The following is an 18,095-nucleotide window of genomic DNA, read 5'->3' on the forward strand; positions in this document are numbered from 1 at the left end:
AGGCGGGTCCTGATGTTTCAGCGGCCCGTTTTTTATTTTAGTACAGGATCACATCGTTGCCCTCCTTTCTGTAATGTGTGTTGTGAATGGACTGGACTAATTGAAGCGTTTCTTCTACGGGCACGTTCCCGTGTAAACGCAGCGTGAATTGATATTTTTGAATGACCGGATCTTTTGTTTTCAGCGAAACCCCATAGGTGTTTTTCAGCACCAGGGCCAGCTCGTCGAAAGTGGCTTGTCGCAAATAGGTGTCGCCGTCTTTCCAGGCTTGTTCGTTCCCGGAATTCACGGTGTTTACGGAATAGGTTCCCGTGTTTTTTTCATAACTAAATTGCTGGTCGGGCGAAAGCGTAGCGAGCCGTTCGACTTTCCGGTTCACCGCTACGCTGCCGGTGGACACGGTCACTTTCACATCGGCGGAAGCCGCATATGATTTGACGTTAAAAGATGTTCCCAGCACCTGCACCTCCAGGGCCACCGTGTGCACCTTGAACGGCTTGTGCTCGTTTCGTTTCACTTCAAAGAAAGCCTCGCCCTCATCGAGGAAGACTTCACGCGTGGCACCGTCGAATGTTTTCGGCACGCGAATTTTGCTGGAGGCATTGAGCCATGCCACCGAACCGTCGGGCAACACGACCTTCTCTATTTTTCCGGTAGCCGTAGCGATAAAGGAATAAGCGTCGCTGGGGCGCTTCCAGAATACTGTATAATAGAATACACCAACGACGGCAAGCAATAACAGACTAGCCGCTACCCGGTACAATATCAGACGCCGTACGCTGCCAGAAGGTTTGATGCCGGGCAATTCGGCAAGACGATTTTGTATCGAAAGCCGGATCTGTTCTTTTTGGAGATCATCCAACGAGACCCCAGACTCTTCCGCTTGGTATGATTTATACCAGGCATCGACCAGTGCCTTTTCCGTTTCATTGGCCTCTCCTTTATGATAACGATTCAGGAGTTTATTAAACTTTTGTAAATCCATGGATGATGTCTTCTCATGACTATAGCCGTAGAGAAGGCATAGGAGTACCGGGATTTTACATCAAGTAATTGTTACCTATTTGTTAAGCAGCGTGATCAGCAGCGCCAGGTAGGTGAGATGTTTTTCTGGATATTTTTCCTGGAGGGCGATGCGCAGTCGACGCAATACCTCGGAGATGTAGTTCTTTACGGTTTGATCGGCTAATCCCAGTTTGGAAGCAATCTCCTTCACCGACATGTTCTCGCTGCGCATGAGGTAGATGCTCTTCAGCATGGCCGGCATTTCATTGACGATCGCTTCCAACGTTTGCTCCAGCTCAAGATAATCGGCCACGTCGTGGATGGAGCTCTCGAGCAGGTTGATCCGGTCCAGGGCTTCCTGGAGTTGGCGCTCGCGCACTTTCCGCGAACGGAAATGATCGATCACCTGAAGGCGTACGGCGCCCATCAAATACATTTCGAGCGATGTCTTGATCTCTGTTTTCTCGCGATTGTTCCAGAAGCGAACCAGCACTTCCTGCACCACGTCCTGCGCGTCGTCGGTGTCTTTGAGACGGGCATAGGCGATCCGGTAGAGCTTCTCCCAATACCGGTTGAACAGCATATCGAACGCTGCAGCATTTCCCTCCCGAATCTTGAGAAACAATTTTTCGTCTGAAAGATCAGTCAGGTTCATGGGCATGCTTGAATCGGAAAAGATCACACTTAGCTCGGGCAAATGTAAGCATCGAATGTTATGCTAATTTTAAATGTGATATTCCCTTCGGTTTCCCGGGAAGTATCGGTTTTCGCATAGCCTATTAAACCCTTCAGCATGAAGACGCTAGCCGTTAAAAATATATCCGGAAGAGCGTAACATCTATCGCGCGGGAGCTTATCTTGAGCGAGAATTTGGACGGAAAAATGGAATGGAAGCCTTCCAGCGGCCAAGCTTACTATACTTCTGAAATGGACGGAAAAAAAAGGATCCCGGGTACTCAACTCCTCCCTATCGCCCTGCTGGTTTGCCTGGGGCTAGCCCAATGTTCGCCAGACCAAGCGCCACCCCTCATGACGCTGCTTTCACCCGAAGAGACCGGGATCGATTTCAGCAACACACTCTACGAAGACGAGAACCTCAACATCCTCACCTTTGAATATTTCTACAATGGAGGGGGGGTCGGCACAGGCGATATCAACAACGATGGGCTGCCCGACATTTTCTTTGCCGCCAACATGACCGGCAACCGCCTGTACCTGAACAAAGGCCATTTGAAATTTGAGGACATTACCGAGGCCGCCGGATTCAATTCGTCCGGAAAATGGGCTACGGGCGTTTCCATGGTCGACATCAACCAGGATGGCCGCCTCGACATTTATGTTTGTTATTCCGGCCCCCTGGCCGACCCGGCCCGGCGTGCCAACGAGCTCTACATCAACAACGGAAACAACACGTTCACCGAAAGTGCCAAAGCCTATGGCCTGGCCGACACCGGCCACTCCGTGCAAGCCGCTTTCTTTGACTACGACGGCGACGGCGACCTCGATGTCTACATGCTTACCAACATCATGGACCAAACCGGCCCCAATGTGATCCGCCCCAAGCGCGTGCACGGCGAGATGATCAACACCGACCGGCTCTACAGGAACAACGGCAACCAAACCTTTACCAACGTTTCGACGGAGGCCGGCATCACCATCGAAGGCTATGGACTGGGTGTGGCCATCCAGGACCTCAACCACGACGGCTGGCCCGACATCTATGTTTCGAACGACTACCTGTCGAACGACCTGCTCTACATCAACAATCACGACGGAACATTCACCGACCGGCTGGCACAATACTTCAAACACACCAGCTACTCGGCCATGGGCAACGACGTTTCGGACTTTAACAACGACGGACGCCTGGACGTGATGGCGGTGGACATGTTGCCTCCCGACAACAAACGTCAGAAGCTCATGTTCGGCTCCACGAACTACGATCGCTACCGTTCCGAAGTACAGTACGGCTACACGCCCCAGTTCATGCGCAACACCCTGCAGCTGAATGATGGCGACAATTCCAATGGCGAACCACTCTTTAGCGAGATCGGTCAACTGGCCGGAGTGGAAGCCACGGATTGGAGTTGGAGCCCGCTGTTTGCCGACCTCGACAACGATGGCCGCAAAGATTTGCTGATCACCAACGGCTACCCCCGCGACATCACAAACCGCGACTTTGTGAGCTACCGGATGCAGGAGTTCATACAACAGGAGAACGAGCAATCGAAAAAGAAAAAAATGCAGGAGGCGCTCAGCAGCATCGAGGGCGCGCACCTTCCCGTGTTTGCTTTCCGGAACCAGGGCAACCTCACGTTCTCGGATGCGTCTGCGGCTTGGGGATTCACCACGCCAGCCTATTCCAGCGGTGCGGCGTATGCCGACCTCGATGGCGACGGCGATCTGGACTACGTCACCAACAACATCAACGGTCCGGCATTTGTGTTCGAGAATCATGCCGAGCAGCTCACCGGGAAGAATCATTTCCTTCGACTCAGTTTGAAAGGCCCGGTTGGGAACCTGGATGGTCATGGGGTGAAGGTTACGCTCTATCACGGCGACAGCATACAATACCAGGAGGTTTCACCTTACCGCGGCTATCAGTCCACCGTGGAACCGGGGCTTCATTTTGGTATTGGGAAAATGGATGGAGTGGATTCGATCTTCGTGCGTTGGCCGGATGGTAAACAACAAACGGTGCGCGCCGTGAAGGCGAACCAGGTGTTGGCCCTGCGCTATATCGATGCACAACCGGTCGCTTCGAGAAACCAACCCCAGCCGGCGCCGCTCTTTTTGCGCGCTGATAAAAATCGCCAGATCGTATACCGTCACCAGGAAACAGAATATGCGGATTTCAAGATCCAGCCGCTGCTGCCACATAAGTATTCCGAGAGCGGGCCCGGCATTGCAGTAGGGGATGTGAACGGCGATGGCCTCGAAGACTTCTTTGTGGGCGGAGCGTTCAAACAATCCGGACAATTTTTTTTGCAGCGAGCAGATGGGACTTTTTCGAAAAAGCCATTAACGGTAAAAACGAAGTACGAAGAAGATGCCGGCGTACTGCTCTTTGATGCCGATGGCGACGGTGACAATGACCTCTATGTCGTGAGCGGCGGCAATGAATTCGAGGAGGGTTCACCCTACTACCAGGACCGGTTCTACCGAAACGATGGCAAAGGAAATTTCACCTACGATGCGGAAGCGCTCCCCAAAGAAACCGCTTCCGGCTCGTGTGTGACCGCCGCGGATTATGATGGCGACGGCGACCTCGATCTTTTTGTCGGGGGAAGGGCAACACCACACCGCTATCCGCAACCCGGGCAAAGTTTCATCCTGCAAAACCAACAGGGACGTTTCACCGACGTGACCGACGCCATAGCGCCCGGCGTTCAACACGCGGGAATGGTGACTGCCGCACTATGGACCGACGTTGACAACGACAACTCGCTCGACCTGATGATCACCGGCGAATGGATGGGCATCATGATCTTTAAAAACAACGGCGGTAAATTCAAACCTGCCGAAGGCGTGCTGGCCGTCCCCAAATCCACCGGTTGGTGGAACAGCCTGCAAGCCGTTGACGCCGACGAGGACGGCGACACCGACTACATCGCCGGCAACCTGGGCCTGAACACCAAATACAAAACCACGCCCGACCAACCCGTGCGCGCCTACGTCGACGACTTCAATCACGACGGCACCAAGGAGGCGATATTGGCCTACTACATCCAACACGTGAACCGCCCCGCTCATCCCCGCGACGACCTGTTGCAACAGATCGTGCAGTTCAAAAAGAAATACCAATCGTATAAGGCTTACGCGGACGCCACGATCGAGACGGTCATCGCCGGAACCGACACAAAACCCACTATACTCCAAAGCGAAACGTTTCAAACCAGCTATCTCGAAAACAAAGGAAAAGCCGGCTGGTCCCTCAAGCCATTGCCCACCCAAGCCCAATTTGCCCCCGTCTGCGGCATCACCACCGGCGACTACGATCACGACGGCCACGCCGATATCTTACTCAGCGGCAACGCCTACGACACCGACGTCCTGACCGGCCGTTACGACGCCCTCAAAGGTCTCTTGCTAAAAGGCGACGGCAAAGGAAACTTCCGCCCGCTCCCCCCAAACCAAACTGGAATCCTGTTGGATGGCAACGCAAAAGCCCTTGCTGAGCTGATCGATCGCAATGGGAAGACACTTGTGGTGGGTACACAAAACAACGATACGCTGAAAGTATGGGAGAGTGCATCACCTATGCCCACCGCTGGGTCCGTCTCCGCCGTTGTTGGTGTTCTTCACCCACAACAGATCGTGTCGATAAACCCTGACGACATCCACGCCATCCTAACCCATGCTGACGGCAAGCAATCCAAACAAGAGTTTTATTATGGTGGTGGCTATTTATCCCAATCGTCGCGAAAACTTCGGATTGCAGAGGATGTTACGAAGGTTATGATTTACAATAGCCATGGGCAATCCAGGACGGTGGATATCGCGTCGCACTGACCGTTGGAATGTGCGCTGGAAGCTGGTTGTTGGTGAAGAACACCAACAACGGCGAGGGATCCAGGACGGTGGATATATAGCGTTGCGCTGACCATCGCAATGTGCACTGGAAGGAAAGAGGATGTTACGAAGGTTATGATTTACAATAGCCATGGGCAATCCAGGACGGTGGATATCGCGTCGCACTGACCGTTGGAATGTGCGCTGGAAGGAGGTTGTTGGTGAAGAACACCAACAACGGCGAGATGGCGTTAGGTGAAGTTTGGATTGAATAAATTACAGCATTGGATTTTTAACTGGAGGAACGATAATTTAACAAGTCTTTCGAGTTGGGAACGAAAACATATACACCTCAATCAAGAAGGAAGTATTTGGACTTTATCTTGATAAAACTATTTCTAATTAACGCTATCGTTCTGGGCGGGTTATGGTGGTATGTGGGGCCATTAAGCGGAGTTGTGTTTGCGAAAATCATCATGGGTACATGGATATATTGCGCTATAGTATTTGTAACGCCCCTCTTAATTCTTTTTTTCAATCATAAAACCAAGGCTAAGGGCATGGCGATATTTCTTGAGAAGGTCGTTAACGTCCTCATCTTTGATTTGAAAGGAATCAAGTCTACAGTAGCTATTGATGATATCAAGGAGATCACGATTTGCATGTCTCCTCCTGTTTTTGACAAAAGAATTGATTGGATGATGTGGGGGATTTATTCCTATTCCAAATTTGAATTGAAAGATGGTAACATAGTCGTTGTGTCGTGTTTGGTATGGGATAACGTGGAGGAGGTCTTGCCCCCAAGCTTGATTCGCAGAAAGAAGGTATGGTTCCCAATGATGTAGGATCTCCGCCGTTGCGTCCGCCGTTGTTAGTGTTCTCCGCCGTTGTTGGTGTTCTTCACCAACAACAAGTCGTGGCGATACATCCTGACGACACCCACGCCATCCTAACCACAACGACGGCAAACCATCCAGGCCGGAATTTGTTATCGTAGGACATACTTATCTCAAATCGTCGCGCAAACTTCGGATTGTGGGGGATATTGTAAAGGTGATGATCTACAATAACCGGTGGGAGGATGGTGTATGTTGCTTCCCACCAGAACAATAAAAAAGAGAACCCTAAAAAAGACTAACATGAAGAATTCAATGAGCCTGATCCTTCTGGTATTTTCTTGTCTTACGTTGCATCACGTGGATACCCATGCACAGGACCGGATGGCTAAAGAAAGACTGGATAGTATTAGTTTGTCTCTTGTGAATTTTTTTAAGGAACGGGGATATTTTGAAAAGGACAAAAGTGTAGAAAAGTGCCTCAAGACCATATATGGTAATGATATGCTTTCAACCAAGTTGCTAGGCGATGACCCAATCGGCATTTACACCGTGGGTGTTTTGATTGGTCGCGCACGTCGCTTCGTTCTTATCGTCGACTCCAACGGCTGGAAAATTGAGAACAATGGAGCCTTATCAGAGCTTGAGGACATGACCGCGTTTTTCAAGCGACATCATGTAAAGAATAGCGATATCGATAAATACCTGAGGGCGGTGTTGCTGATCCATGAGTATAATGAGCAGTGATCATTCGCATAGCAGTGCCGTCCAACCTACTCTTTAATTCTCGAAAAATACTTCAACTCATACCGCACCTGCCCCTTCCCCGGAAATACCGGCTGCATCTCCTTTCGCAACACCATATGCTCCTGATCAAGCTTTACGACCTGATATTTTGACAACATCTTTTTATCCAAACTACGGTGTACCAGCGTATCGGAGGCAGGCATCTCATAAAAGAAGAAACGAAATTCAGCTTCCCGCGTCATCCGAAGCCTGCCATCGGGTTGGTAATGCTGAAGGGGTTCTTCTTCGGTGTCGGTTCGCGTATAACCGAAGCCATTGTAAAAACTATAAACAGAATCTATTTTCCATGACCCCTGAAGCAGTTCACGTTTATCGGGAGCACAACAAGCCAGGAGCACAACAAAGACGAGAGGGACAATTTTTACATTCATAGCAATAACTTTAAAAAGGCGCATAAGACAGGCGCCGGTAAGATACGGAATAAATATCCCGCAGAGCTCACCAGCGCCTGCCTTATGACTGTTTCACACGCCTTGCCTTTTCACTAATCCCTTTGCGGGCTCCATTTTCAATTTGCCCGAGCGTGACGGACAAATGAAATCATGCGTTTATCAGTAATTAGAATTTTGTGTTAATGTACCTGCGCTCAAATCGACTTCACGTTGCGGCAGGGGGTAATAGTAATGTTTAGGACGCACAAATGTCCGGCCCGGTTTGTAGGGACCACGGTCTTGCGCATAGAGTGTTACGATGTCGACGAGTCCTGCTTTGTCCCAGCGCATCAAATCCTGGTGACGGTCGTTTTCGCCGGCCAATTCCACACGGCGTTCGTGCATGATGTCGGCCATAACAGCTCCGCTTTTTGGCGAAAGGCCTACACGTTCACGTACGGCGTTCAATTCGGCATCGCCGTTTTGACCCGAGCGGATCTTGGCTTCGGCCACCAGCAAATATACGTCAGCCGAACGCAGCCAGGGCGCATTCAAGCTTTGGCTCATGTCGCCGGCGGCGGTGAAGTTGGTGTATTTGCGGAAGGCGTATCCCGTGAGACGGGTATCGCCGACTTCAAATGGATGGATGCTGTCTTTGGTGATCTGGACCTGATCGCCAGGGCTGAAGATGGAATAACCCAAACGCGGATCGTTTGGCTCAAATTCGTCTACGAGGTCCTGGATAGGTTCGTGGAAGCCCCAGCCACCCAAGCCACCAGGCGTGTGATAGAACGCGGGAGAATCATCGGTTGTCCATCCGCCTTCGTATTGCAAGCCGTAGAGTACTTCGGGATTGTTTTCGGTGGCGAGTTGGAAGTTGTCCGAAAAGTTGTCGGCCAATTTATACGTCGCGCTGTTGGTGATGTTGGTTCCGGCGGCAATGGCTTTGGCCCATTGCTCTTCGTAAACATACAGCTTGGTGAGAAAACCATAAGCCGATCCTTTGGTCACACGGCCCAGGTCTTCGCCCGAATAGGAAGCGGGGAGCATGTTCGCAGCATTCTGAAAGTCCGCTTCGGCTTGTGCCCGCACGGCGTCCAGCGCCGACTTGTCTTTGTTGAAATTGTTGGCCACCACATCGGCTTCGAGTATGATGGGCACTTCACCCCAGATGACGGACAATCGCCAGTAAGCAAAGCCTCTCAGAAAATAGGCCTCACCCATGCAGCGCGTACGCAGCGCTTCGTCCATGGTCACTTTCGGTGCGTTCATCAGCACGGCGTTGGCGCGTTGGATCACCTCGTATTTGGTCGACCACGTGTTGAGGATGTGCGTGTTGGACGCGTTGAAAGTAAAGAGCTCCAACTGTGCTTCGGCATCACCGTGGTCACCGGCGCGGACCATGTCGTCCGAGCTGTTGTCGAAGGTGTACTCGGTATGTGCAAAACCGTCTTCATCCAGCAAAGGCGTGTAGATGGCGTTGGTAGCCGCTAATACGTCGTCGCCGTTGCGCCAGAACTGATTGGAAGTGATCTGGCCATAGGGCGTGGAGTCGAGCAAGTTTTCCTGGCATGCGCTCAGGAGTACGAAACAGCACAATCCTGTAGCGCCTATTATTTTCGTTATGGATACGTTGTTCTTTTTCATAGGATTAAAAAGTCAGGGTTGCACCGATGGTAAACGTTCTTGACAAAGGATATTGCGCATAGTCAACATTCACTTGCGTGTATTGGCCGGACGAACGGCTTCCTTCGGCATAGCCCAATTCCGGGTTAAGACCTTTGTATTTCGTGATGGTGAACACATTTTGTCCGGATACATAGAAGCGGGCCGACGAGAGACGGAGGGTTTCTGTTAGCGTCCGGGGAAGCGTGTAGCCCAGCGTGATGTTTTTCAAGCGGAAAAACGCACCGCTTTCCACAAACAGGTTCGATGTGCGGAAGTTCAGGTTGGGGTCCGTGGCAGTCATGCGCGGAATGTTGTTGCTGGTTCCATCGCCGTGCCAGCGGCCGGTGGCTTCCTGATACATGTTGAACGAATAGGCAGCATTGAGGCCCTGCATCCGGTCTGCATTGTAGAGGTCAACACCCGCTACGCCCAGGAAGAACAGGTTCAAATCAAATCCCTTGTAGCCCAAGCCGGCATTGATACCATAGGTCATCTTCGGGTTGGGGTTGCCCAGGATCACGCGGTCTTTGTCATCGATCACACCGTCGCCATTCTGATCTACGAAACGGACATCACCGGGGTGAATGAGACCATCAGTCCGGCGGCTGTCTTTGGCAATGTTGGGATCACTGTCGATCTGCGATTGATTTTGGTAGAGGCCATCAGCACGCCAGCCGTAGAACGTTCCATAGGGATTGCCCACATATGTGCGGGTGATCTCCTGATCGGTGCGGCCATACGTTTGCGACGCCAGGAAGCTGCCCGGCGTGAGCAATTGGGTTACGGTGTTCTTGATGAAGGTGGCGTTACCGCTGAGGGTATACGTCAGGTCGCCGGTTGTTTTCCGGTACGATACTTCCACTTCGAGACCTTTGTTGCGCATCTGGCCAACGTTTTGGTCCGGGATGGACGCTTTGCCCAGGGTTCCCAGCGAAGGCGGCGACAGCAACATTTTCTTTGTGTCTTTGATGAAGTAAGCCAAAGTAAAGAGCAGGCGGTTTTCGAGCACGCCGGCATCAAGTCCGATGTTGGTCATCTCGGCGGTTTCCCATCCCATGTAAGGGTTGGGAATGCGCGCTTGCGCGGAACCTTTGATCTGGCTTTGCGGATCAGAACCCAACGCATAGTTGTTATACGTTCCGCCGTTGCGGATCAGGGCAAGGTATTGCAACGAGGCAACATTCTGATTACCCAATTGTCCCCAGCCTCCGGTCAGCTTCAGGTTGCTGACGAATGGCAATGCATTTTTGATGAAGGTTTCTTCCGACAAACGCCAGCCCAAAGAGAAGGCGGGGAAATAACCCCAGCGGTATCCACTGGCGAATCGCGACGAACCATCGGCGCGGAATGTTGCGGTAAGCAGGTAACGATCTTTGAACGCGTAGTTCACGCGACCGAACGCCGATTGTAATGCATCGTAAGTACGGCCACCGTTGTCAGCCCCGAGGTTGACAATCGTTCCGGCTTGTGACATATAGCGCAGGCTCGGCTCTTCACTGGGAAATTCGCGTCCGACTTCCCTCGAATAAATGTCTTTAAAGGTCTGTGAGGTATAACCCGCCACGGCGCCGATCTGGTGTTCGCCAAACTCCTTGTTATAAGACAGGAAATACTCTTGCAAAAATGCCCAATACTTTTCGTTGGTCAACGTCAACTGGTTGTAGTTGGTTTGCCGGTATTGGTCGTCTACCTTCACTTCAAAGTTGTGCGAATCCAGGAATGACGCATCCATCGCCAGGTTGGCTTTCGCCTTCAGGCCTTTCATGATTTCATATTCACCTGTAACGCTACCTAAAATACGATTGCGTGTGTAGTTCACGTCCTGCACATCGATGGTGTACAACGGGTTGTTGATGTCACCAAAACCGGGAATACTCGAGCTGTACTTGCCATCGGGATTTTTTACGGGTAAGCCAGGATGAAAGCGAATGGCGCTCCACAACAGACCGGTTTGTGCCGACGGCGCGTTGGGCGCGTTGGCGCTGATGTCGCTGTTGCTGTTGGTGTTGGTGAACTGCAGGCTTTGACCGATTTTCAGTTTTTCGCCGATCTTATGATCGCTGTTGATGCGGAAGGTGTATCGCTTGTAGTACGATTTTCCAATAATGCCCGTTTCGTCATATTTTCCGCCGGAGATGGCGAACGAAGAATATTTGCCCCCGCCGCGGATAGAGAGATCAATGTTGCTGGTGTTTCCTTGCCTGAAAACTTCGTCTTGCCAATTGGTCTTCTGGGTTTGATACTGCGGATCTTTCCAGATGGCCGGGATGGTGGAACCATCGGGCGTATCGTTGGTGTAGGCCTCTTGCTTCAATTGTGTGTAGGTGGGCGCATCCAATACGTCGATTGTTTTGATGCGGCGGGAACCGTCACCCAGGTGAATCCCCCTGCCGTCGAGTGCCCCAATGCCCGTGTACGCATTGAGCGTAAACTTTAACTTGTCGTCAAACTTGCCGCGCTTGGTCGTGATGAGCACCACGCCGTTTGCCGCGCGGGTACCATAGATGGCGGAAGCGGAAGCATCTTTCAGTACGTCCATCGATTCGATGTCGTTAGGATTCACATCGTTCATCGATCCGGCAGGCACACCGTCGATGACGATCAAAGGATCGGCATTGTTCACCGTTCCGAGACCCCGGATGCGGATAGATCCCGCATTGCCCGGCGCACCACCGTTGCGCACCACGTTAACACCTGCGGCACGTCCCTGGAGCGCTTGCTGCGCACCACCGGAAGGCAGGTTCTCGAAATCAGAGCCCTTCACAACAGACACGGATCCCGTAACATCTTTCTTCTCTTGTGTGCCATAACCCACCACGACGACTTCCGACAATGTCTTGGCATCGGGTTCCATCTGAATACTCAAAGTAGTCTGATTGTTGAGGACAACTTCCTGCGAGAGGTACCCGATAAACGTGAACACCAACACAGCGTTGTCGTTGGGCACGGACAACGAAAAATTACCATCGGCATCGGTCACTGCACCGATGGTGGTGCCTTTCACCACCACGTTCACACCGGGAAGAGAATTTCCGAATTCATCTTTCACCGTGCCGGTAACCACCGTGGCCATCATGCTAGGCTGCTCAAACACAAACAACGGTTGATTGGCCACCCAAGCGACACCCGTCGGGCGTGTTTTTGCAGAGGCGGTGAGCACACCCGCGGGTTTCTCGTGCGGTGTGGCGGCCGTCAGCGTGATCTGTTTCTTTTTGATGCGATAGGTCACGTTCGTGCCGGTGAGCAGTATGCTCAACACTTCTTCGATATTTTGCGACCGGATATAGATGGTCACTTCTTTTTGAATATCCTGGAGTTGGCTGTCGTTCACCACGAAATGATAGTTGGTCTGGCGTTCGATCTCTTTCAGGGCCTTCTTCAGCGGCGTGTTTTTCAGATTCAGTTCAATCACGGCCGCGGTAGGGGCGCCGCCGTTGGGATTTGCCTGAACCTCTCTCACCAGGAAGGTCATGAGCAAGGCCATGCCCAGCAGCACGCCACGCCTGAATCCGTTCCCCGGTTTCCTGTTCTCTCGGTAGTTAATCTCCATAGGGTAAATAGTTAGTGTTGTTAGGTTGCGTTAGTTGTTCGTCAGGATGATGTTCTTTCCGTCTCTTCTGGCCCGGATGGTGGAAACATCCTGGATGAGGCCAAGCACCTCTTCCAGCGTTTCGTTCTCGATGGTGATCGACATGCGTTCATCCAGGGCTACCGTTGAGTCGGCCACGATGTTCACTTTATAGCGGTTCTCCAGTTGGAGTATGATATCACGTAGGGGAGTGCTATCAAACGCGAGTTGTTCTTCTTTCCAGGCCGAGAAATCGGCGGGGTTCACCTTTCTGCGGGAGACTTTGTTGGCCTCGGTGTCGAGCGTGATCTGATCGCCCGGTCGCATCACAAAATGAGAGGCCATGCCGCTCACATACAATTCGATCTTGCCTTCCTCGAGCGTTGTCTTTATAGAGGGTTCGGCTGTGTAGGCTTGCACGTTGAACTTTGTTCCGCGCACGAGCACCTGGATGTTTTCGGCTTTGACAATGAAAGGCTGTTTCTTGTTTTTTCGCACATCAAAAAAAGCCTCGCCTTTCAAGTGCACTTCGCGGTTGGTGGTTCCGAAAGACGGAGCATACTCCAGGGTGCTATGCCGGTTGAGCCAAACAAAAGAGCTGTCGGGCAAAAGAATGCGCATGTTGTTTTCGCCGGCATTATAAACCAGCGTGCTTTGCTTGGCTGCGAATTCTGTGGACAACAGATACAATATATAGAGGAAGGTGCCGGCCACGGCCAGCAAGGTGACGGACGCGGCGATCTTTAAAAAGAATGATGATTTGGGATGAGGTTTTAGCGCTGGGTGCTCCACCGTCCGGCCGGAAGCTTGAATGTCCTGTGCCAATTGCTCCCACGCGGCGTTGATCTTGGGTTGATTATACCGGGCCAACGTGACCGAGGCCTGGTAGGTGTTGTTCATTTCATGGAAATAATTGCGATGGGCTTCGCTTTCCTGTAGCCAGGCGTACAATATTTCAACATCTTCTTCGGAGGCATGGCCTTCCAAAAATCGTGTAATAACCTCCTGGATCGGTTGTGGGGCTTCTTCGTTCATAGGCTTCGGTGGCTAATACAATAAACTTAGCCCTTACCCCGACAACCCCCGAAAATTTTTTTATTTGAAAAAGGCCAGCAGCAAGACCAGGGCGATGTGCTCGCGGAGCTGAAGACGCAGTTTGGCCAGCGCCCGGGACATTTGGGTCTCCACCGTCTTTATTGAAATGTTAAGTTTTAGAGCGATTTCCTGGTATTTAAGTCCTTCCTGGCGGCTCAATTCAAAGATTTTCCGGCATTCGGTGGGGAGATCTTCCATGGCCGTATGGAAATCTTTTTCCAGGTCTTTGGCCAGCAGGGCATGATAGGAGTGGGCGGCCTCGCCGGAAACTTCCTGCACGTAGAGAAAGCGCATCAGGTCGGCGTGCTTTGTTTTCCGTTTCTGTAAGATGAGGAAATTGAGACAGCGATTCTTTACGGACGTGAACAAATAGGAGGAAAGGGACTGCTGTTCGTCAAGTTTGTGGCGGTCTTCCCAAAGGGTGGAAAACAGATCCTGTACGATCTCTTCGGCTTCGACGGCATCGTTCAAAAACTTGCGGGCATAGGCGCACAGGTTGGGGTAAAGCCTCCGGAACAAGAGCTCCAGACTTTTGGCATCACCTTTTTTGATACGGGCGATCAGGTCGGTATCGATAGGTTCGGACACCTCTTTCATGGCATTCACGACGTTTAAGAATCCATCCTCCTGGCCGCAATGGTTATTTTCAGGGCAGCCATGATTTTTCCGGGGGGCTCAACGGGAGATTGATTAAAAAGGTAACCTGTCACATTTTTGTAGACACCGGGCATGTCCCAGGGTGACGTCCAGGACGGCCGATCCGTTGTTCTGCCAGATACCGATCATGAACGATTCACACAAAAATAGGGAGTTTTTTGTATTGGCGAAATCCGGGACCGGAACCGTAACAAAAACTTAGCACGGCTTGGGGACATCCTGGATATGGTGGGGCAGCACATTTTTTACGATTTCATTTTTTATATTTAAACGGGAATAGGTTCACCCGCGGCCTAAACGTTCGCGGTGGCTGAACATAAGGAGCAATGATGGCCATTATTTAACCTATTCAAAAAAACAATCCCCAGGCGAAAGCCGTTATGCTAAGAATTGGTTTCAAAGATCCCGGTATGGTTGAAGTATTATTAATTGAAGACAACCTGGACGACGCCCGGCTGGCGATACGCGCATTGAAAAAGATCAACATCGTCGATGGGATCCACCATTGTGGCGATGGCGCGGAAGCGATCGATTTCATCTACAAAAACAAAGCATACAACGACCTGAAGCTGATCCTCCTGGATAACAAAATGCCCAAAGTAGGCGGGCTGGAATTATTGAAAATAATAAAACGCGACGAATTGATGCGCCACATCCCCGTGGTGGTCCTCACCTCTTCGAGCGAAGGCGACCACATTGTGGAATCCGCGCGGCTAGGCGCCAACGCCTACCTGGTCAAATCCGTCGAGCTTCCCGATTTCGAGGAACAACTGTCGAAGGTCGTTTTATATTGGATGAATATGAACAACAGTCAGAATCCATCGGCCGTCTCGGAAAAGTAGAGCGACGAAGCAGCTTTCCAGTATCATCGTGGGGAAAGATTTGCTGCATTTGCGTTATGAAATATTAAGCCGGACCCAATCCTTAAATTATTTTACCAGGACAATCCGTTTACTTCAGGCACTGCCAACAGCCAAAGGGTTGTGGAAGAATAAAAAAAGCCAGGAGGATGCTCCTGGCTTTGTATTAAGTTTTTTTAAGACGATTAAAGATCCGTATCAATTCTAGGAACTTCTTTCTTCACGCTATCGACTTCTTTCTTCACGTCACCGATCGCGTCCTTGAATTCGCGAACACCTTTGCCGAGGCCCTTCATAAAATCAGGAATTTTTTTACCTCCGAAGAAGACCAGAACGAACACTCCGATGAGTAAGATCTCCTGGGCACCTATTCCGCTTAGCATAATTTTAAATGGTTAAAAGTTTAAAGTTTTATGTGTGCAATAATTAAAAGATCGATCCTTTTCCGTCTCCCGCAGGCAAGATCCTTTGCCGGGGCAAGCCCCTCGGGACTTTCATCCGGGCAAAACAACCAGAAAAACAAAGATTTTAGCCGGCCGGGGGGATTTTGGACACGGTGAAGTTATAGTACAAAAGTGCGCAATTCGGCCCGTCTTTAGAAGGAATAGGGGTGGTTTTTTTGCGGCTTTTTTTGTTGAATCTTTGCGTTTTTACACGCCACGAATGAGTTTCACCGCCGAGCAACAAGAACGCGAATACCTGGAAGAGATCAAGGAAAAACTGATGTTTGCCATCCAACGGGTGGACGACCGTATAAAGCAGTTTTCGACCGAACTCAGACAAAATAAAGAGTACATCCACGAACACCAATCCGGCCTGGACGAGGCCGACATGGTGGCCGCCGGCCAATCCATCGACCGCATGGCCTTCACCGGCGAGTCGGCCGTGGCCCGTAAACGGAAGCTGATGAAGCTTCGCGAGTCGCCCTATTTCGGTCGCATCGATTTTGAGGCGTATGGGGGAAGCGAGAAAACCGAAGTATACATTGGCATCTATACCTTTTTTGATGAAACGGCGCGGACCAACCTCATCTACGATTGGCGTGCACCTATTTCCGCCATGTTCTATGATTTTGAATTGGGCGATGCCACCTACACGACGCCGGCGAGAACCGTGAAAGGCGAGATCGTTTTGAAACGGCAATACAAGATCGCACAAGGCCGCATGGAGTTCATGATCGAAAACGCCGTCAACATCCACGACGACATTCTGCAGAAAGAGCTCAGCAAGTCCAGCGACGACAAGATGAAGAACATCGTCGCCACCATCCAGCGCGATCAAAATGCCGTCATCCGCAATGAGACCGCGCCGGTCATGATCATCCAGGGTGTGGCGGGTTCGGGCAAGACTTCCATCGCCCTGCACCGCATCGCGTTTCTGCTCTATCGGTTTCGCGAGAGCATCGCATCGAAAGACATTCTCATCCTCTCGCCCAACAAAGTTTTTGCCGACTTCATCTCCAACGTATTGCCCGAATTGGGCGAAGAGCAGATCCCCGAGATGGAGATGGAAGAATTGGCCATGGAGGTGTTGGAAAACAAATACAGTTTCCAGAATTTTTTCCAGCAAGTCGCCGCACTCCTCGAGCACCACGACGAAGCGTTCATCGCGCGCGTGCGGTCAAAATCGTCGTTCGAATTTTTGAGACGCCTCAACCAGTACCTCATTCATGTGGAGAACAATTATTTTGATCCCACCGAATTGCACCTCGCCGGAGTGGTGGTGCCCTTCCCGTTTATCCTGGAGCGGTTCAAAGCCTATCATCGCATTCCCCTGTTGAAACGCTTCCCGGAAGTGATCCAGGATATCCAGCAGTACATCCGCAATCAGACCAAGCGCAAATTATCCGGACAAGAAAAAGCGCGGCTTTGGGAGGCGATTCCGCGCATGCTGAAATTCAACAACGTGCTCGATCTCTACAAGGACTTCTACACCTGGTCGGGCCAACCCGAGCTGTTCAAAAGAACTTCCCACGGCGACCTGGAATATGCAGACGTTTTCCCCCTCATCTATTTCAAGATCAGGTTGGAGGGCGCGCAGACCTACGACCATGTGAAGCACCTGCTGGTGGATGAGATGCAGGACTACACGCCGGTGCAATACGCCGTGCTGTCGCGATTGTTCAAGTGCAAGAAGACGATCTTGGGTGATGTGAGTCAGCAGGTCAATCCGTATAGCGCTTCCGATGCGGAGGGTATCGAACAAGTGTTCCCCCAGGCCGACACCGTAAAACTTTTCAGAAGCTACCGGTCCACCTTCGAGATCACGGCCTTTGCCCAGCGCTTGTTCTTCAATCCCAACCTCATTGCCATGGAGCGTCACGGCGCGCCACCGGCTGTGACGGGTTTTGGCAGCAATGCCGAGGAAATAGAAGCCATCAAAAAGATGGTGAAGCAGTTCGAGCAATCCGGCTTCAAATCGTTGGGCGTGATTTGTAAGACGCGCCAGCAAGCCGAGTTTGTCTACCGCGAAGTGAAGGCGCATGGTATACACCTGCTCACACCCGATAGCACCTCCTTCAAGGAAGGCATCATCATCACCACAGCTCACCTCGCCAAAGGTCTGGAATTCGATGAAGTGATCGTGCCCTTTGCTTCGGCGCGCAACTATCAAACCGAAGTTGACAAGCGCATGCTTTACATTGCCTGCACCCGGGCGATGCATCAATTGACGCTTACGTATGCTGCGGAGCCATCGGCATTCATAAAGTAGAAGA

General features: G+C 51.3%; 13 protein-coding genes. 5 read left to right on the forward strand and 8 right to left on the reverse strand.

What is annotated here, in order from left to right:
* Positions 1–37 precede the first annotated feature (37 nt).
* Entirely contained in the window at positions 38–985 is a 948-nt protein-coding gene (locus D4L85_RS19020; protein WP_119755792.1) for a FecR family protein, read from the reverse strand.
* 75 nt (positions 986–1,060) lie between these two features.
* A complete protein-coding gene (locus tag D4L85_RS19025; protein WP_160143835.1) occupies positions 1,061–1,660 on the reverse strand; it encodes an RNA polymerase sigma factor in 600 nt (199 codons plus the stop codon).
* Between the two features lie 203 nt (positions 1,661–1,863).
* On the opposite strand from D4L85_RS19025, the gene D4L85_RS19030 reads away from it, so the two are divergent.
* The 3 genes from D4L85_RS19030 (at position 1,864) to D4L85_RS19040 (ending at position 7,100) form a co-directional block, all read left to right on the forward strand.
* Positions 1,864–5,517: a VCBS repeat-containing protein gene (locus tag D4L85_RS19030; protein WP_228450532.1), complete on the forward strand. Its 3,654-nt coding sequence runs from the start codon at positions 1,864–1,866 to the stop codon at positions 5,515–5,517.
* A 329-nt stretch (positions 5,518–5,846) separates the two neighbouring features.
* On the forward strand, positions 5,847–6,362 hold the full coding sequence (locus D4L85_RS19035) for a PH domain-containing protein (RefSeq protein ID WP_119755794.1): 516 nt from the start codon (positions 5,847–5,849) through the stop codon (positions 6,360–6,362).
* A 294-nt stretch (positions 6,363–6,656) separates the two neighbouring features.
* Positions 6,657–7,100: a hypothetical protein gene (locus D4L85_RS19040; protein ID WP_160143836.1), complete on the forward strand. Its 444-nt coding sequence runs from the start codon at positions 6,657–6,659 to the stop codon at positions 7,098–7,100.
* A 26-nt stretch (positions 7,101–7,126) separates the two neighbouring features.
* Here D4L85_RS19040 and D4L85_RS19045 read toward each other — a convergent pair whose 3' ends face one another.
* From D4L85_RS19045 to D4L85_RS19065, 5 genes are all read right to left on the reverse strand, one after another.
* A complete protein-coding gene (locus D4L85_RS19045; protein ID WP_160143837.1) occupies positions 7,127–7,531 on the reverse strand; it encodes a hypothetical protein in 405 nt (134 codons plus the stop codon).
* 180 nt (positions 7,532–7,711) lie between these two features.
* Positions 7,712–9,178, reverse strand: a complete 1,467-nt coding sequence (locus D4L85_RS19050; RefSeq protein ID WP_119755797.1) for a RagB/SusD family nutrient uptake outer membrane protein — start codon at positions 9,176–9,178, stop codon at positions 7,712–7,714.
* A gap of 4 nt (positions 9,179–9,182) precedes the next feature.
* Positions 9,183–12,749 carry a SusC/RagA family TonB-linked outer membrane protein gene (locus D4L85_RS19055; protein ID WP_228450533.1) on the reverse strand — a complete coding sequence of 1,189 codons (3,567 nt, stop codon included), beginning with the start codon at positions 12,747–12,749 and terminating at the stop codon, positions 9,183–9,185.
* 30 nt (positions 12,750–12,779) lie between these two features.
* On the reverse strand, positions 12,780–13,802 hold the full coding sequence (locus D4L85_RS19060; protein ID WP_119755798.1) for a FecR family protein: 1,023 nt from the start codon (positions 13,800–13,802) through the stop codon (positions 12,780–12,782).
* 60 nt (positions 13,803–13,862) lie between these two features.
* Positions 13,863–14,459, reverse strand: a complete 597-nt coding sequence (locus D4L85_RS19065; RefSeq protein WP_160143838.1) for an RNA polymerase sigma-70 factor — start codon at positions 14,457–14,459, stop codon at positions 13,863–13,865.
* Positions 14,460–14,899: 440 nt separating this feature from the next.
* Here D4L85_RS19065 and D4L85_RS19070 point away from each other — a divergent pair, with 440 nt between their 5' ends.
* Positions 14,900–15,361 carry a response regulator gene (locus D4L85_RS19070; protein WP_228450534.1) on the forward strand — a complete coding sequence of 154 codons (462 nt, stop codon included), beginning with the start codon at positions 14,900–14,902 and terminating at the stop codon, positions 15,359–15,361.
* A gap of 203 nt (positions 15,362–15,564) precedes the next feature.
* Here D4L85_RS19070 and D4L85_RS19075 read toward each other — a convergent pair whose 3' ends face one another.
* On the reverse strand, positions 15,565–15,762 hold the full coding sequence (locus tag D4L85_RS19075; protein ID WP_073139200.1) for a Sec-independent protein translocase subunit TatA/TatB: 198 nt from the start codon (positions 15,760–15,762) through the stop codon (positions 15,565–15,567).
* 280 nt (positions 15,763–16,042) lie between these two features.
* Between D4L85_RS19075 and D4L85_RS19080 the strand changes: the two genes are divergently transcribed.
* A complete protein-coding gene (locus tag D4L85_RS19080; protein WP_119755801.1) occupies positions 16,043–18,091 on the forward strand; it encodes a HelD family protein in 2,049 nt (682 codons plus the stop codon).
* The last annotated feature ends 4 nt before the right edge of the window (positions 18,092–18,095 follow it).

It is taken from the genome of Chryseolinea soli (genome assembly GCF_003589925.1).
Taxonomy (GTDB): Bacteria; Bacteroidota; Bacteroidia; order Cytophagales; family Cyclobacteriaceae; genus Chryseolinea; species Chryseolinea soli.